Below are 21,801 nucleotides of genomic sequence, written 5' to 3'. Positions count from 1 at the left end.
CGCTATTTGTTAGCTTTGGCCTGTTGCTGCTCATATTCTTGGTACTCTTTCGCTGGCATCTCTTTGCCAACAAATAATTTATAGGCTGCTGCACCTTGCCACAATAACATTCCCTTACCTGGGGCTGTCTGGCAACCAATCTTTTCAGCATCTAAAATTAATTTGGTCTTCAGCGGATTATAGACAGTATCAGCGACCACTAAATCTTTGCGTAGAAAACTTGGATCAACCAAGGATTGACCGTCTTGTGGTTTCATGCCGATGATCGTGGCGTTAACTAAAATATCAGCTGAAGCAATTTCTTCTTTAAGTTTATCATTATCTTCTAAATGGAAAGCATTAGCCGTTACAGTTGGGGCCTCTTTTTGAATTTTTTTAACGGTTTCTTCGGCACGGGCATAAAATTCATCGTCGCGATTGAAAATTGATAGTTCTTTGGCACCATCTAACGCGCTTTGAACTTGAAGCGCTGTGGCCGCACCACCAGCACCAATAACCACTAATTTTTTACCCGCAACGTCAATCCCATGCTCTTTCAAATTACGAACAAAGCCAATTCCATCAGTAATATGACCCGTAATTTTACCATTATCATTGACGAAAACATTGATTGCCCCAATAATTCTGGCCGCTGGTGACAACTCATCAACTAAAGTTGCCGCAATGTTTTTACACGGCATCGTAATGTTGCCACCACGAATATTAAACAACTTAATTGTTTTCATTGCCGCGGCCATTTGTTCCTTTTTTACATCAAAGGCCATATATGCGTAATCTAGACCTTGCTTTTGAAAACTGTAATTATACATTGCTGGCGAGCCGGAATGACCAACGGGTGAACCAACTAAACAAAATAACCCTGTTGTCCCTGAAATTCGTTTTTCCATTATCATAACGAACCTTTCTTAATCAATTTTACAAGCTCAATTTATCACTAATCATCCTAAAAAATTGGAACTACCAATTTGCATCAATAGCTCCAACTGATTTAGTGACTATTTGAAAACACTTTGCTTTCTCTATTATTTCTTGGCAGGTTGGTGGTGCTCAACTGCGTATTCACGACGGCCACCTGGCTTAGGAATTTGGTCACCCATCATGATTCCGAATCCACCTTCAACCGTTAATTCGCCACCGTTTGTATAGTCGGAACGGTCACTAGATAGATAAATAACTGCATTCGCAATATCATCAAGTGTCCCAATCCGCTTGCTAGCGGTTAAATTCTTGCGACCCTCTTCAACTTTAGGGTCTGAATAAAAGTCCTGTGATAACGGTGTTTTAACTAAGCAAGGAAGAACACAATTACTTCGTACACCAAACTGGCCCCATTCAGCTGCTATTTGCCGGGACATCATATTTACGCCAGCTTTAGTTGTACTGTAAGTCCCACTATAAGTTTCTGGGAAACGTGAAGCAATCGTTGAAATATGAATCATTATGCCCTTGTGTTGCTTAATCATCACACGACCAAAACGTTGTGACATTAAGAAGTAGCCCGTCAAATTAACGTTTAAGGCCATATTCCATTCATCTAGGCGGAGATCTTCTAATGGTGAAAAGCGTAAAATTGCGGCCGTATTAACCAAGACATCTACTTGGCCAAAATGATCGACAACCTTTTTAACCGCCGCATCAACTTCTTTTTCACTAGTTGTATTACATTTAACAGCTAATGTATCAACCCCATATTTATCGTGTAATGCTTTGGCACGTTCTTCCGTTTTTTCTTCAAGTAGATCAACTAAAGCAATATTAGCACCTTGTTTAGCGTATTCTTCGGTAAATTTAGTCCCCATACCACCAACAGCACCAGTTACAACAACAACTTTGCCTTCTAATCCTAACCAACTATCGCTCATAAATTGAACCTCCATATAATTAATTTAGTGTTTATTTGCCTTACAAATAAAAATCGATGACTACTATTTCAAAATTTCTGGCCAGGCTGCTTGTAATACTTTAACGGTATTATCGTAAGTATACTTAGCAACCCAATTGATTCCTTTATTCATGTAGCCATCAGAAATGACTTCAACACCGACAACCTTTGGATCAACGCCTGCATCTTTAACCATCTTAACGAAAGCAACCGTATCCGCCTTGCCAACGCCAGGAGCCAACCGATCGTGCATTGATTCATCACGTAAAATTGTTTCTGCGTAAGGTCGTTCGTAGGCATCATCTAATTGAATTGAAATTACCTTTTTGGCCTGTTCCTTAGTTAATAAATCGTAGGGCTGATTTGCACGTACCCAGTGCCAAGTATCAAGCAACATCATGGCGTTGTCACAATTTGCCGCCTGTAAAATCTTCCAAGTCTTATCAAGATTTGGTAAACCGCTATAAGGCATTGGTTCCAAGGCAATAATCAAATCACCCGCACGACTGCATAATTCCTGTAATTTCTTTGCAGTATATTCAACTGAATAAGTTTCCATCAATCCAGTATTAATGTGCTTAACACCGAATAGTTCACACATATGGAAACAGGCCTGTTCCTTATACTTTTGCTCGTACGAACGCGATTCCTCACACCACTGAACAATATACTCAACTTCTGTACAACGAATTTGGTACTTTCTAAGTAATGCCAAAATATCATCATCTGACAAACCTTCATTTACTGCATCTACATAAGTTTCTGCCCGTAAACCGATCCCATCATAACCCGCCTCATGAGCAGCCTTACAACGTTGTTCAAACGTACATTTATCACCGAGTGTCCACGAACTAACTGTAATTGGATGTGATTCTGCCATTTTAAATACCCCCTTAATTATGTAGGATCTATTTTTCGTGAAGATGAAATTCATTGCTAGAGCGTGTTTGGAAAAGTGGTTAGATTCTACTCCGCAATTGAGAATTATTAGCATAACCTGCTAATAATCTTGGTGTTTCTCCGATGGCCATTCTTGTGGCCAAAACTAAGGAGCACAGTTATAAAGTCCATAACTGCTCACAACTAAGTTCGTCTCGGCCACCACAGGAATCTGCTTTTTCAAACACGTTTACACTAAACTAGCCAGAAAGAAACTAGTAAAGGCATTTTCCAAACACGACCTAAGTGTTAATCATTTTTCTAGCGTAAACTTCGTCAACACGAAAGATAGTTCCTCTAAATACTTTGCTTTTATTTCAAATGAACTAATTCACAAATTCATTGTAAGCGCTCATCAAAACAACGTCTAATTGATTATCATCGACTAATCTATAGTTAAAGGCTATACTTAACTTGATTATGGCATTAGAAAAGGGGCCTAACGATTGAATCTATACCATTTGCGTTACTTTTCAGTTTTAGCCGAAACCGAAAACTACACCAAAGCGGCAAAACTGTTAAGTATTACACAACCCAGCCTTAGCAATGCAATTCATTCATTAGAACAAGAAATTAAAGTTAAATTATTCGCAAAGAAAGGCCGCAATATTTATTTGACAAAATCCGGCAAACTATTTGTTACCGAAGTTAATAAGGCACTCACAACGCTGGATCAAGGGATCTCCGAAGTTCAAAAGAGTAACCAGCACGATACATTGATCCGCATTGCTACTTTAAGAACACTTAGCACCCAATGGTTACCAAACACCGTTCATGATTTTTTAGCAACCAATCAAAAAACACAGATTCATTTTGAATTTTCAACTGATACCGGGCTCTCACCAGATATTATCCATGGTCTCCGCACCGAAAAATACGATATTTGTTTTTGCTCCAAAGTTGACGATCAAGAAGACATTGACTATTTTCCAATTGCCGAACAGGAATTGGTGGTCATTACGCCAAATAATCACCCACTAGCGGCCAAAAAAGAGATCAATCTGGCAGAAACACTGCCGTATAAACAAATTACCTTTTCCCCGCGAAGTGGGCTCTATTCCATAATGCGGCAACTATTTGCAGAGTGCGGCGGTCATCCAACAAGCGTCTACTCGATTGAAGAAGACCAAGCAGTGGCCGGCCTAGTTGCCAATAATTTTGGTATCGCGGTCGTCCCTAACATGACTATTCTAAAATCAATGCCAATTAAAATAATTCCACTGACTTTTCCAAAATGGAAGCGTGTCTTTTATATGGCAACATTGAAGCAGCACTATAAAACCCCTGCAGTTAAGCACTTTGTTGATTTTATAAAGGAGCAAAACTAAGATCCGTTCATAAAATGATTAGGCAAAATATCTCTAAACGACAAAAAAACTGTGGCGAAAATACTTCGTCACAGTTTTTTGTTTCTATTCGGACTTCGTTCCACCCTAATCTGATCGACAACACCCGTAATAATCATCAATTGCAAAGTAGAATCTAACCACTTTTTGAACCACTCCCTAGCAATTTAAGTACTGTCGGGTAGTCCTTTTTTTGACTTAATAGATTAATATCTTGCTGCTTTAATTGCCGATAAAGGTAGCCGAAAATATTACTCTCTTGTTCACTATCTTTATCAACCAAAACGATTAAGATCATATTTACCGATGTTCGTTCAAGTTTCCGATTACCATCAAAGCTAATTGCAAACAATCGAAATGAACTAGTTAAACTAGTCGTTGCGTGGGGGATTGATATGTGGTTTAACACTAGGCGATTGCCCTCCTGCTCACGACTAATTAGACTTTCTTTTTGTTTTTCGGTCATCACCGTTCTTTTTACAAAATCCTTCAACCCGGTTTCTAACAATGAATCAATATTCTTTTTACCAGGTACATGTACCCAATTAATTTCCGGGAAAAAGTTAATTAAATTTTGTTGAAAATAATTTTTAGCGGCCAGTTCATGTAAACGCGCGATCACATCCTGATTCACTACACCAGTAAACGTCAAATTATACTGCAATTCATTTTTCTCATCCGCCGCCTGCAATTCACCATTATAAAGAAGTAAAGCAAACTTGTTGGTTGCCGCCAACCGGCTTGCTTCTTTCGGCGATGTGACCAGTGTGACGTCGACATTCATCGTATTCTCTTCAATAATTAATTTATTAATATCACCAAATGACGGTCTAGTAGCGTGTAGTAGAATTTTTACACGTGCTTCCTTGTGATTTTGAACTGCATAAATTAAATAAAGTGCTAATAAATTTCCATCAATGTAACTATTTTTGAATTTTACAGACAGAATATTCTTTAATTCCAATCCAAAATCGAAGAGAAACGGATTTCTAATTCGCAGTAAGTCCATTTGACCATCAAGATCGTTAATTTGATAGATTGGAAAAGCAATGCTTCTAGATAGGTGCTTTAAGATTTTCTGGTAGAACAGCCGGTCACTAAAATCAAAGTGGTACTTTTGATTAATCGTGTCAACTATTTGGCGAATACCGTCAATATCTAACTTAGCTAAATTGGCAGTCTTTAGATCAAAGAAAGTGGTTAAAAGTGAATAGCCTTTTTCATCAGCTAAATCAGCTCGAGTAAAAATATCATTACTAACTTTAATGCCTAAATAGGTAGTCGCGTACTGCTCCACCGCTAAAAGCTGCGCCTTAAACTGCTTGGCATTCTCATTTTTTAAAATAAATTCGTTAGCGGAATTACTTTTTTGTAAATTGATTTTTAATTCCAGCAATTGCTTTTCTTGCGGGTAAGAAAATTCAACTAATTCCGAGTTTTCAAAAATAAGGTTTGCCATAAAATCCAACCGCCGCTCAAAAGGTATTTCTACGAAGTAACCCTTACCAGTTTGTGATTTAATGTTTAATATTCTGACATATTCTTCCCTTAAATAAGCCAACTCGCTTTGAATTGCAACCTTAGACAAAAAGGTGGTTTCCTCTAACGTTGCTGCTGTTATATATTTATTGGCTAGCAGCAAATAAAGAATTTGATTACTCGTTTGTTTTATCTGTTGTAAATGTTGATTTAGGACGGCCTGATTAGTTATTTTAAGGTGATAGCCCTTAAAATTCGTAACTTCACCTAGGTTCTCTGCTTTTAACCAATAATTAATTGCCGCAACATCGCGAATAATTGTCCGCCGTGATGCATCTAAAATATTTGCCAGCTCATCCCCGGATAAATCGTGCTGTTCCAATATAGTAATTATTTTGATTTGGCGATCATTAAGCATAGCAACATTGACTCCTTTTATGCGTGGATAGCCAATGCCAGCCGATTCAGGCCATCTTCAAGCTTTTTCCTTGGGCAAGCAATATTCATTCGGATATAGTGGCTATCCCCGTACGTTGCTCCCGCCATGATGCCTACACGACCAGTATTAACCAGTTTATCTTGCAATTTTGCGCTAGTTAAATTTAATTTGCTAACGTTTATCCAGGCAAGATAAGTCGCTTCTGGTTTAACAAAAATGAGCTCCGGAATATTCTTGGCTATAAAATCTTGAACCAACTGCATATTTTGTGCCAAATAAGCTTTTAACTCATCAACGTAAGTAACCGATTGATTGTAAGCGGCAATTTGGGCAGTAATGCCAAAAATACTTGCTGAGGATAAGGCGTTCTTTTGCTTTAGCTCATGTAAAAATTGTACCAATAAATCATCATCGGGGCAAAGAAGGTATGATCCAACTAATCCGGGAATATTAAACGTTTTACTCGCCGAGCTACACAAAACGATATCTTTATGCGTAAGCTCGGTAATTGGCGTGTAGCTGTTAGTCCCATAAACGATATCACTATGAATATCATCAGAAATAATAAAAACATGATTCTGCTGGCATAACTGGACTATTTTCTGCAGTTCTTTTTTGGAAAATACCTTTCCGGTTGGATTATGCGGATTAGTTAATAACAATATCTTATTATGTTCTTCTTCTAGCAATAGCCGCAAGGTGTCCCAATCAATTTGGTAATTCTGGTCCGCACCAGTTAATTTAACCGGTAGCAAACGTCTGTGGTTACTCTGAATAATATTGTAAAAGGCGTCGTACATTGGTGCAAAAACAATAACGCCATCATTTTCTTCACTTTTCATTCGAATAAAGCTAGCAATTGAAAATCCCACGCTTGGACTATAGGAAATCCAATCGGCCGCAATTTTTGTTTGATGTCTGTTTTTAAACCAGTTAACAATACTATCCTTGTATTCTGCGTGGTTCCACCGGGTGTAACCGTAAATTGGGTGTGCCATTCTTTTGGTCAACGCTGCCTGTACTTCCTCTGGAACGGGAAAATCAGTATCCGAAATCGAAAACGGTAAGATATCTTCTCTGCCAAAACGATCGGAAATATAATCCCATTGTGTACTAAAAGTATGGTGCCGATCAATTACTTTATCAAAATCAATTTTCATATTAGTAACCTCCATTTTAAATCCGCTTCGAAACAAAAACAGATGCGCCGACTTCAGCACACCTGTAATTAAACGCTAATTAATTGTATGTTTAACACTTGCACTTGTATCAGTTTCTGTACTGGCCTCTACACCAACTTTAGCGTTAATTTCTGTGCTAGCTGATTCATCATTACCAGCCGCCTGTAATTTTTCCAACTGCTTTTTCGCCTTATGCTTCAGCCATGCGCCTTTAAAGACAAGGATGAAAGTTACATTCAGGAACAGACCAATTGCAAGAACTAGGTAGAACCAATACCAGGGTTTCATCAAGCCAATTAATGGATCAAAGATACCGATCCCAGGAGCAAGTCGTTCCAGCCCAAACGCCATCGATAATGACCCCGTAATCCCACCAGCCAACGTATTAGCCGCAATCATTGGCAACGGCGCTGCTAAGGCAAACGGAATAGCAGGCTCAGTGGCAACGGTCATTCCAACGATAAAGGCTGAAACACTTGAATCTTTTTCTGCCTTACTGAACATTGAAGGTCTGATCCAGCTTGCAATTGCTGCGGCCATAGGTGGTAATAACGTAACAACACCCACAATGCCGTACCAAGTGTAAACGTGTGAACTTAACAGCGAGAAACCGAAGAACCAAGCCGTTTTATTAACTGGGCCACCCATATCAAAGGCCAGCATACAACCTACAAGGAACCCACCAGCAATTTTAGCTGAAGGCGGCATATTATTAAGGAACAAGAGCATGTTTTTCATGATAAAGGCCATGAAAGGTCCGATTAAGTAATAAGTTAATAGTCCAAATATTGTGAGCGTAACAAACGGGATAATTAGATAACCCATCAACGACGCAATGCTCTTAGGTAATTTTATTTTCTTGAAGTATTTTACAAAATAACCAATGCTAAGTCCAAGAACAATCGCTCCTAAGAATCCGGCACCTGATTCAGTTCCCAACAATGTACTATCATTGGCCAAATACGTTGCAATAAAGGCCGGCGCAAAGGCTGGTTTATCACCAATCGACATTGCAATGTAGGCCCCCATGATTGGAATCATGAAGGTGAAGCCTAAATTACCAATTTGTTGAACCACCCAGGCTAAGGATGGCTGCACCCCATTTGCCAACGCTGTGTCGGGCATCCCGAATTGAACCATCATGCTACCAATAGCAACAAGCAGTCCACCACCGATAACGAATGGTAAAGCCGCAGAAACCCCGGCCATCAAATGGCTCATGATGCCATCTTGGGCAACTGCACTGTCGCCAAGTTTAACCTTAGAGGCATTAAATAGTTTAGCCTTTTCATCGATGTTATCAAAAATAGTTTCAATATGTTTTAAGGCCTCAGATACTGGTAGCTCAACAACTTTTTTGTTGTCAAAACGTGCCTTATCTTCATCCGTCATTCCTTTTCCTAACGCCAGAATAACGTAATCGGCCTTCGCAATATCCGCTGACGTTAATTTATCTTCAACCCCACTAGCGCCTTGTGTTTCAACGTGAATTTCGTAACCTAGCGATTTGGCTTTTTGTTCCAACGCTTCGGCTACCATGTAAGTATGAGCGATACCAGCAGGACAGTTTGTCACAGCAACAATTTTTAATTTTGTCATATGATGACCTCCTTCACTTTAGGAAATTAGAATATTTTGAATTGCTTCAAACACTTCTTCTTGAGTACCATTTTTTAGAATAGCAATAAAATCTTGGTGCATTAATTGACGACTTAATTTTGCTAATAATTTCAAATGAACATCTGCCTGATCTACTGGAATCATCAGGGAAATCCAGGTATTAACGGGTTTATCATCCAATGATTGCCATTCGATTAGGTTAGAACTACGTGCAAAGAAAACGCCGGCCTCCAAAATTTCTTTGGATTTTGTATGTGGAATCGCAACACCGTTACCAAAACCTGTTGTTGATTCTTCTTCTCTGGCCAATAAGTCCTTGTACAAATTGTCGGCATCCTTAGCGTGACCGTTCTTTTGCGCAAGTTCAGCAAATTCCTGCATAACCTCTTTTTGTGTCGTGGCTTTTAAATCCATAATCATATTATCTTTTGAAAATAAACTCATAGAATTTCCCCCTTCATTTGCTTATTACAATTTTTATTTGACAAGAAGGGAGTGTACAATATTTTGTGTAAATAGTAATTGAAAAGGGAAGACCTTCCCCGTATGATTAAATCGCCAAACATAATCAACGGAGGCCTTCCCCATGGATCAGTTTAACAAAGAAATCGCCCAAACACTACTAGCTCAAGGAAATTTAAAGGAGGTTTTTCGTACTCAATTGGAGAAAACAGTCAACAGCCTGCTTCAAGCTGAACTGACCGCAATTTTAGGCTACGATCCATATGATCGCAGTGGCTTCAACAGCGGTAATTCCAGAAACGGACAGTACTTTCGCCAAATAGCTTCCGAGTATGGAAAACTAAATATTTGTGTGCCCCGTGACCGTAATGGTGAATTCAAAGCAGCACTTATTCCATCCTATACGCGCCGGGTTGATGCCCTAGAAGAAATGGTTCTCAAGCTCTACGAAAAAGGGATCACAACACGTGAAATTGCCGATCTCATTGAGAAAATGTATGGATCGCACTACTGCGCAACCACAATCTCAAACATGACCCAGGTCGTCGAAGGGCAAGTTGCGGCTTTTCATAAGCGTCATTTTACTGAGTCAAGCTTCGTTTGTCTCTTCATCGATGCGACTTATCTTCCGCTCAGACGAAAGACGGTTGAACGTGAGGCGGTCCATATCGCGATTGGCATTACAGCAAGCGGTGAGAAACAGATCCTTGATTACCAAATCGCTCCAACTGAGAATGGTGAAGTTTGGTCAGAATTATTAGGTGGACTTGTAAAAAGAGGTATCAGCAACGTCCAACTAGTCATCGCTGACGGAATGGTGGGCCTTGAATCAGCACTTGAAAGAAGCTACCCACAGGCAAAGTTTCAGCGTTGCCTCGTTCATATGAGTCGTAATATTTTCAAAAAAGTACGTGTTAGTGACCGACAGGCCGTTATGTCTGAATTCAAGCAGATCCATCAAGCAACGACCAAATCTGAGGCACAAGCGATTCTGGCCACCTTTATTACACACTGGGCACCTAGCTATTCTAGAATGACGAAGCACTTAGCGGAGACCAAAAATCTGCTTACTTTCTTTGATTTCCCGACAAGTATTAGAGCCTCGATCTACTCAACCAATCTTATTGAATCTTTCAACAAATCAATTAAGCGAAAAACCAAAGTGAAAGAACAATTTCCAAATGAAGCTGCGTTGGATCGTTTCCTAGTCACACAGATGTTGGCCTACAACGATAAGAACTTTGGTAAGTCTCATCGTGGTTTCAAACAATGCCAAGATACATTAGAATCAATGTTTTGAAATTGGTTATTTAATCGTGCGAATAAGAGTTACTCATTTACACAAAATTATTGACACTCTCGACAAGAACGCCCTGCTTAATGATAAGCATAATCTGTCCTTGAAGTAGCTATCCTTTATTTAGCATAATTTTATTATATCTGTCAGCGCTTACTTTATTAATATGCTATTTGTCACTAACAAAGTGACAAGGTGATCAAAAGGCAGTCCAGCACTGTAATTTGGCCCAATTTTTTATTTATTTCTGTCCATTATAATAACTTTTACATTATAATTACCCACTACTAAAAAATGCTCTAAAGCTCCTCTGTAAAATAGAATCTGAATGGGCCTCTAATAATTCCCAGCAAAAATAGGCCGGGACAAAAGTCCTGGCCTATTGCTATTTCCAATCGTTTTTCTAGAACATACGCCCAAACTAAGGCTGCCTTAAAACGGCTTTAGTTAGTAACTGAATTCTGTGCCTTAGCAACGGCATTTTTAACAGCACTTTTAATTGCTCTGCTAGAGGCTGAGGCACCTGAAATGGCATCAACGTCATAGGTGTTCTTAGCAACCATCTCAGTAGGTAATTTTTCAACAGCTGCCTGGCCGACATCAGCACTTTCACTTTGTTGAACAATTTCAACTTTTTTGATTTTATCATTCGCGTAAGTGACGCGCGCAACAACCTGCCCGCCAATACCAGCATCACTTACACCTAAGTATTGATTAGGTTCAATCTTAATGTCAGTAAGATCAGTCTTTTGAGCCAGATCATTTTGACCAACAATTGCGGCAGCACCCGCAACTGGATCGGCCACAACTTCAGTATCTTCTTTTGGTTTTGCGGCATTTTCACCAGCAATTTTACCAAAGATTAAACACTCGGCCAAATTTCCGCCGCCTTGATATTGATTAGCATTAATACCGCCCAACTCACCAGCACCATAGAGATGTGGGATTGGCTGGTTATTGATATCCAAAATTTCTGCATCAACGTTTCGCTGTGGTCCACCTTGCGTATTCAAAACATCATGCGTTAATGCAGCGGCATAAAATGGACCTGCGTCAAATGCCCGTAGTGTTTTAGGATCACGATTATAAGCGTAATCACGACCGTTTTTAGCAAATTCATTAAAATCAGTTACGGTTTGTTGTAATTTTTCTGGATTAGCCTCGATCTTGTTCGCCAATTCATTTAAGGAATCCGCTTTAACTAAGTTTTCCAAGAAGGCAGCGTACGGAATCTTTTTATTCTGCTTAAATTGGTCTAATTGGGACTGATCAAAAATTAAATAGGGGTGGACGTTTGTTCGTGGAATACGCCAAGTACCATGATCGTAAATGTGGCCGTGGCGATTTGTTTCATCCTCTTTAAAGTAACGACTGCCATCATCGGCAACGGTTATGATGCTTCCTGTATAAAGATCCGGCCATTGATCGATAATTAAGCGTGCTCGTTGGCCTTCTGGAACATCAAAGGCCATTCCGTGCAACATTCCTAGAGCTTCATAATTATTCATATGCCACATTTTGGCGCCAACTTCTGCGGCCATATTCAGGCCATCGCCGCGATTATAAAGTGAGCCTAGTGGTGCCAAATGTTCTGCACCTAAGTAATTCTGAATTTGCTGCTTATTATTTTCAAAACCACCCACAGTCAGTACAACACCATTTTTAGCACGAATATTATAAAGTTTGCCTGCTCGTTTAATTGTCGCACCTAAAATAACCTTTGTTTCTGGATCTTGAATTAAATGCGTCGCCCGTGAGTTCAACCAAACATCGATCTTATCCGTCCGATCCAGAACTTTTTGCCGTAAAATTTTCCACAAGGCCGCATCAAACATGCCTGCGTGCACAGTTGTGAAATCATACGCTTCGACACCCTTGTACTCTGGATATTCAAAAATTGCGTCTTTAATCGGAATATTAGTTTGGCTCAAATCAAACTCATTTTTAAAACTAAATGGTTCAACATTTAAATATTTTTTGACGTAATCACGCATATGGACCATTCCATCAACGTAAACATCAATCATATCTTCTGGAAGAGCCATTGGCGCCGTTAAAATCTTATAGTACGCTTTTGCATCCTCAAAATTATCACCCGTTCCAATTAATTGAGCCGAATAACGTGTATTACCACCCTCCTTACCTGCAGGGGCCGCATCAACTAATAAAACTTTTGCGTCATTATCTGCAGCAAACCGGGCTGCCGTTGCACCGGCACCACCAAAACCAAGAACAAGTGTATCATAGGTCGCACTCCAATTAATTTGATCAGTATAAGCCATATTATCTACTCCTTCCTTAACAGTTGGATTCAATTTCTTTACGTAATCGATATAATTAGCAAAACATTGCTCTAAAAATGAAATCGTCTGGGCGGCCTTTAAATTATGCCGTTCGTCAAAAGCATCCTTACAGTAATTCAATAAAAATTCATTTCCCGGCAAAACTGACGCATCGACACCTGGTGAATCCAAAATCTGCCGTAAATTCATTTGGGCCCGGGAAGTTCCTTGGGGACCATAAGAGGCACCCACAATCATAACCGGCTTATGCGCAAATGGATGATCGGCACAAGAAAGCCATTCAATTAAACTCTTTAACGCGGCCGGAATTGCATGATCATATTCCGGAGTTGCAATAATTACGCCATCGGCCTGAGCAACTTTTTGCGAAAATTCAGTCACAACCGCTGGTATGCAATCACTATTATTTTCGTTAAACAACGGAATATCCTGAATTTCTAAAAGATCAATCGTTGCTCTGGATGCAAAATGTCGTTTCATAAATTGCAGTAAAAATCGATTATAGGAAAAATCAGCGTTAGTCCCTACAATGCCAACTAATTTCATTAACAATCACCACTTAATTTGTATATTTTTTAACAATATTGTCTAAAAAGAAGCCTAAAATAGAACATCTTCATTATGTAATCGGTTGCTTGAAAAGTAAAATTACTTTTCAAGATTAATTTTATAACTATTTAGTAATAGTATAAATACTGTTATAATCAATTTATTTATAACTATTTACATTTAGAGGCGATTTAATGAACAACCAATTGCACTCAATCCTCATTGGTGTGAAAAAATATCCAACAATAACAAAAGTTGCACAAGCTTGCTTCGTGACCCAACCGTATATTAGTCGGCTACTGGCCCAAACTGAGAAGCACTTTAACCTTAAATTAGTTAATCGCGATGCAAAACCAATCACACTCACCTACGCTGGCGAACGGATGCTAACCTATTTACAAAAACAAGATCAAATGCAGCAGGAAATGACGGAAGAACTCAGTCATTTGGCCCAGCACAAATTTGGATCGGTCACCTTAGCGCTGAACCAGCCTCTATCTGATCGCTGGCTACCTAAGTTTTTGCCGGCCATTTCTGCACAATACCCCCAACTGCACATTAATATTGTTGAATTAACAACTAGCCTAGCCGAACAGCAACTTCCTTCCGGTAAGATTGATATTTTTATTGGCAAAACCATCTTTGATAAACGAATCATTTGTCATGAATTAGGTAACGTTAAGCTACTTTTACTAGTGCCAAGCACATCAAAGTTATACCACTCTAATCAATACTATCGGGAAATTACTGCTGCCGATATCCAAAAACTAAACAGCGAACCTTTTATCAGCTTAGGCGGAGAGTCACGATTTCAAGAAATGGTTGATCATTTCTTGCGCGATAGCGGCGTCACTATCGAAAATAGAATTGAGGCACCAAATTCGCAAATTACGACGGCACTAGCTGCTAGTGGCCTAGGCTGCACAATTACAACCGGACAGATTATTGAACAATTACATTTAACGAACGCAGATGGGATTAATTTACTGGAAATTCCCGCTGATCTACTTTCTTTAAATTTTGGTATTTCCTACCGAAAATCTAATGCGACCGCCACTGTTATTCGCGAGATCGTCCGGCAAATCCAGCAAACAAAATTATTTTAGCAACATTCGCCGCAACTGTTTCACCGGTGCCTTTACGTGTCCCTCTGGTAGAACCAATAATAACTGACTGTGAAGTGTCTGCTTTAATGGTACCAATTGAACTTGATCATCCAAAAATGGCTGTGCGGCCCGCCGAAATAAAATTGCGACCTGCTGGGCATCCCGAACCATAGCAATAACGGTTTCAATGTGGGAACTAACAAAATGAATGTTGGGCGTAAATCCGGCCGCCTGACATAAATCTAAAATTGGCTGTTGAACACCTGAATCTGCCGGTAAAGTAACGAAACTGGCCGTTCGCAATTGATTAATCGCTAACCGCTTATTGTCGGCCCAGAGACTCCTTTTAGGAATAACGGCAACTAACTCATCTTTGGCAAGTACATCTACACGTTTGAAATTAGCGGGTAATTGCGTATCGCGCACTATTGCTAAGTCACGTTCACCAGCAGTTAATTGCTGCAATACTTGGTCATTTTCAGCTTCTTCTAAATCAACATCAATTTGGGGATATTTTCGTAAAAAAGCGGCCAGCCGTGCCGTTAAACCGTATTGTGCCATAACCGGAACGGCTGCAATTCGAATTTTGCCCCGCTGCAAAGTTTGGTAACCACCAACTTCATTCAACAAAAGCTGCTGTTGCGTTAAAATAGTTGCAACATAACGAGCGAGACTTTCACCAGCATCAGTAATGATGACGCGGCGCCGATTATGCCGATCAATTAACTGAATATCTAATTCGGCCTCTAAGCGCTTGATCTGCTTTGAAAGGGCCGACTGTGAAATATTCAGGCTTACCGCGGCCGCAGAGAAGCTTTTACTTTTAACAACTTGTTCGAATGCCTTTAACTGATCGAAATTCATTACGTCACCTTCCTATTATGCCATCATAGAATAAGTCGCTTTGAAAGTCGACTTGTTCGCCTGCCTAGCAAACTTTACAATGAATTAAATGAATTGTCTTGAAAGGCAGGCTAAACCTATGAAAAAGATTATTGTCGGCGTTACCGGTGCTTCAGGGACTATCTACGCAATTGCGCTGCTTCAAGCGCTACAGGCACGTTCTGATGTTGAAACTCACTTAGTTTTAAGCGCCTGGGCCCAGAAAAATTTAGCGTTAGAAACAACTTTAACCCTAACGGATGTTAAATCCTTAGCCGACTTCAATTATTCCGAACGTGATCAAGGTGCAAAGATTGCATCAGGTTCTTTTCTAAATGACGGTATGATTGTTGTCCCGGCTAGCATGAAAACCGTTGCCGGTATAGCTTGTGGCTTTGCGGATAATTTAATTGGTCGGGCGGCTGACGTTGCACTGAAGGAACGGCGTAAATTAATTATTGTTCCACGTGAAACACCCCTTAGCACGATCCACTTAGAAAATTTACTAAAATTATCTCGTTTAGGTGCTCAAATCATCCCACCAATTCCCGCCTTTTACAATCAACCAAAGACAATTAATGATATCGTCAACCACACAACGATGAAATTATTAGACGCAGTTGGCATTTCAACTGACATCAGTCCCCGGTGGCAAGGTGATTAGAACCTACCGCTAATATAGATACATTAAGGAGGTCTATTAATGCCTAAGTTTACGGTTAAACAAGCAGCCTATGAAATGCGACTTGACTTAAAACGTGAGAACCAGGATTTACTATTAATTTTAACTGGCGGCGACGTTCCTCATTTCGGTGTTGTAACTACACTAACGAAGACGACAACGCCAGCTACTGTCCGCTTTCCAAGCCACGCCGGTCGATTACACAAAGAAAACGTACTAACGGAACGGTTGGCCAATAAGTTGCAATCTCAATTGACTGGGACTTGTACAATTATTGGTGGCGTACACGTCAATCAGATTACCCAGGCACAGATCGATGCCTCTTTTACCATGGTTGATACGCTTGCTAATCAGGCCCTGAACTGGCTTAATTTACACCCAGCCAAACAAGTAGCCATTTCCTACGCCAAACTGTCTAAACCAACTAAGTAAACGGGTCACTGAGCTAATGAATTCACTTACCGCCATCTCTTTTTTACTAATTTAATTACTACAAAAATAAAAGACGACCAAAAAGTTAGTTTACTTTTTGGTCGTCTTTCATTTCATTAATACCATTATTTCAAATATTTCCGCCAATCCGACACTTTTTTAAACTGTGCCCGGGTAAATTGTTTTTTCATATCAACTGGTACTGTACCATCCAATATCAATTTGGAAGACATCCCGCGAGTACGAATTGATTTAGGATCATATTCTGGCCGTTCTGAGGGATCTAACGGGTGATTACGCATTCCTGGTAGTACAACAATGTCTTCATCGGCTTGAAAACGTGTATTAATCGTCCACATCACATCATTCATATCAAAAATATCAACATCCTCATCAACTAAGATGACCGTCTTCAGTTCTTTAAACGAGGCAAAAGCCAATAGTGCGGCCTGCCGCTGAATTCCTTCGTCAGCCTCGTCCTCTTTATGAATTTGCATAATGGTCATTAACTTACCGCCACCAGCAGGAGGATTGTAGACGTTCAAAACTTTGCCGGGTAAAGCGCGATTAACCAACGACAAAATACTGGCCTCAGTCGGAATCCCAGCCAAACTAACGTGTTCTTCACTAGGACCAATTACCGTCTGCATAATTGGCCGGTTCTTCCGGTGCGTAACGGCCTTTACTTTAATAACGTTAACCGCAGGATTTGCATCACCATCATAGCCTGGAAATTCAGGCATTGCTTTGCCTGTATTAGTATTAATATCTTCCTGAATTGTCGTTTGCGGCAAAATTTCCCCCTCAATCGTAAATTCAGCACGGGCCAACGCCTTTTCATTAACGGTTAGACCGGCTACTAATTGAACAGGCTCTTGACGCAGCGCGCCAGCAACACCTAATTCATTGTAGCCAAGTGGTGTCGTCGGTGGCTCAAAAGTTGCTCCCACCGTGATTGCCGGATCGAGACCGATGTTAATTGTGACTGGCATCGGCTTATCAATCTTTTGATAATCTTTCAAGAAGGCGCCAATGTGCCGGCCACCTGGCATAATGTAAATACCGATTGTATCCTTATCTTCCAAAACCATCCGGTGAATGGTTACATCGCTCATCGTTTTTTCAGGATTGGACCCGGCGACTAACCCCATCGTGATGTAAGGTCCGGCATCGTATTCAGTGTTAGTTGGTGCCGCAATTAATTTTCGAATATCAAAATCAGGATCACTCACGCGGTGAACTACTTCATGGGCAGGTGCTTGCTCCTCACTAACGGTTACCGGTGCAACGGGGTGTTCCACTGCCTGGTTTAACAGTTGACCCAACGTGTGGTAATCATGGTGAAATAGTTGTCCAACCCGTTTACGGCTGGCCAATAGACCAATTAGCACCCGAGTTTCGGGAAAACCGATCACGTTATTAAACATCATGGCGGGCCCTTCCTGTGTTGGCCGCTGGACCGTTCCCCCGGCACCAATATAGCGATAAACACCGGCTAATTCAGCATTGGGATCAACTGCTTCATCAGTTTCGTGGTACTGGGTTGGTTCTTCTTTTAATTCAGCCAAAACACTACGTAAATCATAAGGTTGTTTGCTCAATTTATTTCCTCCTTAATATTTGATTTCTGCGTGAATGAAAAATTAATTATCTCAAAAACGCGTTCTAAACTGCTCTCATTTAATATTTTTAGATCGCTATTCAAAACAAAATACTTCCAGCAAACTTATAGTATAGCTAAAATTTACTGGCATCAATTCAAATTTATTAGCAATCCATTCCAAATTAGAATAATAATATTAGTTGCTCCACTAATTTAGAATAAATACTGCCGATTAAAGTCCACCAAAGAAGCCCTACTTAAAAACTGAATGCCTTACGCCGCGTTTTTTTCTGCTACGTGCTATAATTTCGGAATGGTCTAAGAAGAACGGCGTGTTTCCAAACGCGCTTCTAGGCAACTTAATAAAAAATCGTTATAATAAAAACTAATCTAACAGTGAGGTGAACGGCTATGACCCAAATTTACTTAGCAGGCCCCTTTTTTTCAACTGAACAAATCAAACGCTTAAAAAAAGTTGCCGTCAAATTACAACAGAATCCAACTGTCGAAAATTATTTTTCGCCCATGATGGATACCAATCACGCCGGACTTGAAGAAGGCACAAAAAAATGGCAAGCCTTAGTCTACCAAGAGGACATGGCTGGCTTAACAACCGCTGATGTTGTTGTTGCCATTTATGATTATATACCTGGCTACACTGATCCCGGCACAATGTTCGAAATTGGTTACGCCACTGCTAAAAAAATTCCAGTAGTCCTCTATCACGAAGGCCCTGAGCCACTGAACCTAATGATTAGCCAAGGTCTAACAACTTACGTTACTGAAGCTAAACAACTTGCAACCTTGAATTTTACTAACCTACCGAAAATTGCTTACCAAGGTGACGTTTTTTAGGATTAACGCTTAATCGTTGACTTAACGAGGTACCAATAGACCGTTTCACGTGAACCAAAACAAAACTGGGTGGTAAGCGTCCGGTTAAATACCGTGTTCTTACCACCCAGAAAGTTGCTTAAAGTTTCGTCCAATATTTGGGGTTCACTTCACAGCCTCATTTTTGATTTAAAACATTAAACTGCTAACAACCTAATTAGCCAGAAAACTTTAAAGATTTACTTGGCCGGCTAAGTATTTAAACGGCTATAAAAAACAGATCGTTTTTCGCAACATTCATTAATAGAAATCTTCTAAATAGGGTTTAATCATTTGAACAACTGGCTCACTGCCTTTGCCTTCCATCATTGCCACCGTTAAGTAACGGCCCTGCTCAGGATCAAAGGCAAAGACAAAACCATTTTGTTTACCTTGAATATCCTGTTGCTGCTTTAATTCGGCCGTTCCGGTTTTTGCCGCCATTTGGTGACCATCAATTTGTAAATCATGCGCCGTGCCAGCCGGATCACTGACCACTTGTTCTAATGCTTGAACTACCGCCGCAGTATTTTGCGGTTTAATTACTTGTTGCCCTTTTTTCGCCGACTGTTTGCTCAGCAAAGTTGGTAATTGAATACGTCCTTGGTTGGCGAAAACACTATAGGTTACCGCCTGCTGAATTGGTGTCATCAGTAACTGGCCTTGACCGTAGCCGGAATCGGCCAATAATTGGGCCGACAAATGTTGTTGATTGGCAACCTGTGCAGTTGGCATTGTTAGTGGTATGGCCAACTTTTTACCAAAAATAAATGGTTTCAGGCCTTTATAAAAGGCGGATTGGCCCATTGCCAAAGTGGTTTGAGCGAACCAAATATTATCCGAATTAATCAGGGCCTGGGCCATGTTTTCCTCTGGTGTATTTGTAACCCGTGTAATTTGATAATTTCCCCAGCTATGATTTGGCTGCCACTTTAAACCACTTATTTTCCGGGTCGTATTGGTAGTGATGGTCCCGTTATCAAGCGCAATTCCTGCAGTTACAGCCTTAAAGGTCGAACCAGGCGCATAGCGGGTTAAATAACGAGCCAGAAATGGATTATTGGAATTATCAAGGTACTTCTGATAATCTTTTTGCGTTATACCATTAGCAAACAAATTTGGATCATAACTTGGGCTACTAACCAAGGTTGTCAGTTGTCCCGTTTTTGGAGCCATTGTTACCACAGCACCAGGTTGCCCCGCTAAACTCTGGTAGGCTTTTTCTTGCTGCGTTCGATCAATCGTTAACTTTAGATTATGCCCATTCTTTTTACGTTCTTTTTGAATGACGCGTATTAACTGATCGCCATCATAAATAGCGATTCGACCGCCATCATGGCCACTTAACTTTTGATTATAAGTTCGTTCTAAACCCGTCTTACCAATTTGATCGCCGCTTTGTAAAGTTGGGTGTTTCTTTAAATCTTCCGCCGTTACTTGGCCAACATAGCCCACTAATTGAGCGCTGGCTTCTTTGCTGGGGTATTTTCGCGCAGCAACTGCTCGGTAAGTAATACCCGCCAATTGTGGTTGTGCAGCACCATCGGCTAACGTCTTCACGGGAACAAAACTATCCGGCTGAACCCAAGATTGTTTTAAACTTTGTTGTAACGTTTTCTTAGAAACGGCAAACGTTTGGCTAATCTTAGTTAAATTTTGCTCAGTTATTTTTTGTGGAACCATTCCTGCCTGCATTAACTGGCCGTCTTCCGCCAATGGCCGGTCTTTCCGATCCAAAATTTTTCCGCGGTGGCCTTGATCCCAAACAACATCAATTGTTTCAGTGCCAGACATTTTCGGGAAAAGTAGCGCAGGTGTCCAAATAACCCGCCATTTTCCCTGCCGCTTAACCACTTCACCACGATAATTACGAACAGTAAGCGGTCCTAACGCCGTTACTAAATGTAATTCATAACTAAATTGATAACGCTGCTTAGTTTGGCGTTTTAATTTTATATTTTTAACGTTCATTTGTTTGGCACTAATTTGCCCAAAAACGTTGACACTCCTTTGAACAACTTTTTTCGTCGTATAATGGTAATCCATCCCCTTTAACTGCCGCTTATCGATGTAATTCACCATCCCGACAAAATCTTGTTTACTAAAATAGCTGGTAAACTGACGTACCGTTCGTTCAGCTTGCTGCTGTTGCTGCCTTTGTTGATACCACATAATTCCGCTGGCTCCCACTAATAGAAGTAATATCCCAGCAAGCAGACCCCATAACCATTTTTTCATTTATGCCACCTCCAATGACTCTAGATCGTGTTTGGAAAATACGCTCGTTAGTATTTTCCTGACTAAGTTGACGGAAACGTGTTTGAAAAAGCAGATTATTACGGATAGCTACGCCGGTCGAACGATCTGCTGCGCGACTCTTTTCGCCTGGCTGCCATGTTTCTTGCGGTGACTGAGACGGGCTTAGTCGAGGAAACACAGTTATGGACTTTATAACTGTGCTCCCTAATTTTCGCCACAAGAATGGACAACGTTCGTAGCATCAAAGAATATTAGCGTTCTTTGCTGATATTCCTCCTGCATTGCGGAGTAGTAGGCTATACGCCATAATCTAACCGCTTTTTCAAACACTCTCTAGATTACACTAATTAAGCAAGTGAATTCTACAACGAATTACCTTCACGTACACAAAACGCACCGTTTTTTTTAAATTTTGAGATTAGTCCACGTTATTTGTAATAAAAGATGAGTATTTTTCCTGAATGGTA

General features: G+C 40.3%; 17 protein-coding genes. 6 read left to right on the top strand and 11 right to left on the bottom strand.

The features are described from left to right. Nucleotides 1-2: 2 nt before the first annotated feature. The 3 genes from AYR53_RS03705 to AYR53_RS03695 all read right to left on the bottom strand — a co-directional run bounded on the left by AYR53_RS03705 (nt 3) and on the right by AYR53_RS03695 (nt 2,762). On the bottom strand, nt 3-887 hold the full coding sequence (locus AYR53_RS03705) for a shikimate dehydrogenase (protein WP_068279292.1): 885 nt from the start codon (nt 885-887) through the stop codon (nt 3-5). A gap of 135 nt (nt 888-1,022) precedes the next feature. Continuing rightward, nucleotides 1,023-1,862, bottom strand: a complete 840-nt coding sequence (locus AYR53_RS03700) for an SDR family NAD(P)-dependent oxidoreductase (protein WP_068279295.1) — start codon at nt 1,860-1,862, stop codon at nt 1,023-1,025. 63 nt (nt 1,863-1,925) lie between these two features. Then, nucleotides 1,926-2,762 carry a sugar phosphate isomerase/epimerase family protein gene (locus AYR53_RS03695; RefSeq protein ID WP_068279299.1) on the bottom strand — a complete coding sequence of 279 codons (837 nt, stop codon included), beginning with the start codon at nt 2,760-2,762 and terminating at the stop codon, nt 1,926-1,928. Nucleotides 2,763-3,267: 505 nt separating this feature from the next. On the opposite strand from AYR53_RS03695, the gene AYR53_RS03690 reads away from it, so the two are divergent. Then, nucleotides 3,268-4,149, top strand: coding sequence for a LysR family transcriptional regulator (locus AYR53_RS03690; protein WP_068279302.1), 882 nt, complete (start codon nt 3,268-3,270; stop codon nt 4,147-4,149). A gap of 154 nt (nt 4,150-4,303) precedes the next feature. Here the strand turns inward: AYR53_RS03690 and AYR53_RS03685 are convergent, their stop codons facing one another. From AYR53_RS03685 to AYR53_RS03670, 4 genes are all read right to left on the bottom strand, one after another. After that, nucleotides 4,304-6,064: an HTH domain-containing protein gene (locus AYR53_RS03685; RefSeq protein ID WP_068279305.1), complete on the bottom strand. Its 1,761-nt coding sequence runs from the start codon at nt 6,062-6,064 to the stop codon at nt 4,304-4,306. A gap of 17 nt (nt 6,065-6,081) precedes the next feature. Next, nucleotides 6,082-7,245, bottom strand: a complete 1,164-nt coding sequence (locus AYR53_RS03680; RefSeq protein WP_068279308.1) for a MalY/PatB family protein — start codon at nt 7,243-7,245, stop codon at nt 6,082-6,084. 75 nt (nt 7,246-7,320) lie between these two features. Continuing rightward, nucleotides 7,321-8,865 carry a PTS fructose-like transporter subunit IIBC gene (locus AYR53_RS03675; protein WP_082918544.1) on the bottom strand — a complete coding sequence of 515 codons (1,545 nt, stop codon included), beginning with the start codon at nt 8,863-8,865 and terminating at the stop codon, nt 7,321-7,323. Nucleotides 8,866-8,883: 18 nt separating this feature from the next. Further along, nucleotides 8,884-9,330, bottom strand: coding sequence for a PTS fructose transporter subunit IIA (locus AYR53_RS03670; protein ID WP_068279311.1), 447 nt, complete (start codon nt 9,328-9,330; stop codon nt 8,884-8,886). A 142-nt stretch (nt 9,331-9,472) separates the two neighbouring features. Between AYR53_RS03670 and AYR53_RS03665 the strand changes: the two genes are divergently transcribed. Further along, nucleotides 9,473-10,648, top strand: a complete 1,176-nt coding sequence (locus tag AYR53_RS03665) for an IS256 family transposase (protein WP_068223443.1) — start codon at nt 9,473-9,475, stop codon at nt 10,646-10,648. A 440-nt stretch (nt 10,649-11,088) separates the two neighbouring features. Here the strand turns inward: AYR53_RS03665 and AYR53_RS03660 are convergent, their stop codons facing one another. Further along, the gene (locus tag AYR53_RS03660) at nt 11,089-13,494 is read right to left on the bottom strand and encodes an NAD(P)H-dependent oxidoreductase (protein ID WP_068279314.1); all 2,406 of its coding nucleotides are present in this window, start codon (nt 13,492-13,494) and stop codon (nt 11,089-11,091) included. A gap of 197 nt (nt 13,495-13,691) precedes the next feature. Between AYR53_RS03660 and AYR53_RS03655 the strand changes: the two genes are divergently transcribed. Then, nucleotides 13,692-14,603 carry a LysR family transcriptional regulator gene (locus AYR53_RS03655; RefSeq protein ID WP_068279317.1) on the top strand — a complete coding sequence of 304 codons (912 nt, stop codon included), beginning with the start codon at nt 13,692-13,694 and terminating at the stop codon, nt 14,601-14,603. Here AYR53_RS03655 and AYR53_RS03650 read toward each other — a convergent pair. After that, on the bottom strand, nt 14,595-15,467 hold the full coding sequence (locus AYR53_RS03650; RefSeq protein ID WP_068279320.1) for a LysR family transcriptional regulator: 873 nt from the start codon (nt 15,465-15,467) through the stop codon (nt 14,595-14,597). The genes AYR53_RS03655 and AYR53_RS03650 overlap by 9 nt on opposite strands. A gap of 118 nt (nt 15,468-15,585) precedes the next feature. Between AYR53_RS03650 and AYR53_RS03645 the strand changes: the two genes are divergently transcribed. Together AYR53_RS03645 and lpdD are read left to right on the top strand one after the other, a co-directional pair. Continuing rightward, entirely contained in the window at nt 15,586-16,149 is a 564-nt protein-coding gene (locus AYR53_RS03645) for a UbiX family flavin prenyltransferase (protein ID WP_068279323.1), read from the top strand. A 39-nt stretch (nt 16,150-16,188) separates the two neighbouring features. Further along, nucleotides 16,189-16,599, top strand: coding sequence for a prenylated flavin chaperone LpdD (gene lpdD, locus AYR53_RS03640; RefSeq protein WP_068279326.1), 411 nt, complete (start codon nt 16,189-16,191; stop codon nt 16,597-16,599). A 125-nt stretch (nt 16,600-16,724) separates the two neighbouring features. Here lpdD and AYR53_RS03635 read toward each other — a convergent pair whose 3' ends face one another. After that, entirely contained in the window at nt 16,725-18,200 is a 1,476-nt protein-coding gene (locus AYR53_RS03635; RefSeq protein ID WP_068279329.1) for a UbiD family decarboxylase, read from the bottom strand. Nucleotides 18,201-18,613: 413 nt separating this feature from the next. On the opposite strand from AYR53_RS03635, the gene AYR53_RS03630 reads away from it, so the two are divergent. After that, on the top strand, nt 18,614-19,057 hold the full coding sequence (locus tag AYR53_RS03630; RefSeq protein WP_068279332.1) for a nucleoside 2-deoxyribosyltransferase: 444 nt from the start codon (nt 18,614-18,616) through the stop codon (nt 19,055-19,057). A gap of 279 nt (nt 19,058-19,336) precedes the next feature. Here AYR53_RS03630 and pbp4 read toward each other — a convergent pair whose 3' ends face one another. Then, nucleotides 19,337-21,313: a penicillin-binding protein PBP4(5) gene (gene pbp4, locus AYR53_RS03625; protein WP_068279335.1), complete on the bottom strand. Its 1,977-nt coding sequence runs from the start codon at nt 21,311-21,313 to the stop codon at nt 19,337-19,339. Nucleotides 21,314-21,801 lie beyond the last annotated feature (488 nt).

It is taken from the genome of Loigolactobacillus backii (assembly GCF_001663675.1).
Classification (GTDB): domain Bacteria; phylum Bacillota; class Bacilli; order Lactobacillales; family Lactobacillaceae; genus Loigolactobacillus; species Loigolactobacillus backii.
This window is presented reverse-complemented; position numbering and strand designations above follow the sequence as displayed.

Bases quoted from the DNA above. Each gene is read 5' to 3' on its own strand.
- AYR53_RS03705 (WP_068279292.1), bottom strand. From the start codon at position 887: ATGGAAAAACGAATTTCAGGGACAACAGGGTTATTTTGTTTAGTTGGT.
- AYR53_RS03700 (WP_068279295.1), bottom strand. From the start codon at position 1,862: ATGAGCGATAGTTGGTTAGGATTAGAAGGCAAAGTTGTTGTTGTAACT.
- AYR53_RS03695 (WP_068279299.1), bottom strand. From the start codon at position 2,762: ATGGCAGAATCACATCCAATTACAGTTAGTTCGTGGACACTCGGTGAT.
- AYR53_RS03685 (WP_068279305.1), bottom strand. From the start codon at position 6,064: ATGCTTAATGATCGCCAAATCAAAATAATTACTATATTGGAACAGCAC.
- AYR53_RS03680 (WP_068279308.1), bottom strand. From the start codon at position 7,245: ATGAAAATTGATTTTGATAAAGTAATTGATCGGCACCATACTTTTAGT.
- AYR53_RS03675 (WP_082918544.1), bottom strand. From the start codon at position 8,865: ATGACAAAATTAAAAATTGTTGCTGTGACAAACTGTCCTGCTGGTATC.
- AYR53_RS03670 (WP_068279311.1), bottom strand. From the start codon at position 9,330: ATGAGTTTATTTTCAAAAGATAATATGATTATGGATTTAAAAGCCACG.
- AYR53_RS03665 (WP_068223443.1), top strand. From the start codon at position 9,473: ATGGATCAGTTTAACAAAGAAATCGCCCAAACACTACTAGCTCAAGGA.
- AYR53_RS03660 (WP_068279314.1), bottom strand. From the start codon at position 13,494: ATGAAATTAGTTGGCATTGTAGGGACTAACGCTGATTTTTCCTATAAT.
- AYR53_RS03655 (WP_068279317.1), top strand. From the start codon at position 13,692: ATGAACAACCAATTGCACTCAATCCTCATTGGTGTGAAAAAATATCCA.
- AYR53_RS03650 (WP_068279320.1), bottom strand. From the start codon at position 15,467: ATGAATTTCGATCAGTTAAAGGCATTCGAACAAGTTGTTAAAAGTAAA.
- AYR53_RS03645 (WP_068279323.1), top strand. From the start codon at position 15,586: ATGAAAAAGATTATTGTCGGCGTTACCGGTGCTTCAGGGACTATCTAC.
- lpdD (WP_068279326.1), top strand. From the start codon at position 16,189: ATGCCTAAGTTTACGGTTAAACAAGCAGCCTATGAAATGCGACTTGAC.
- AYR53_RS03630 (WP_068279332.1), top strand. From the start codon at position 18,614: ATGACCCAAATTTACTTAGCAGGCCCCTTTTTTTCAACTGAACAAATC.
- pbp4 (WP_068279335.1), bottom strand. From the start codon at position 21,313: ATGAAAAAATGGTTATGGGGTCTGCTTGCTGGGATATTACTTCTATTA.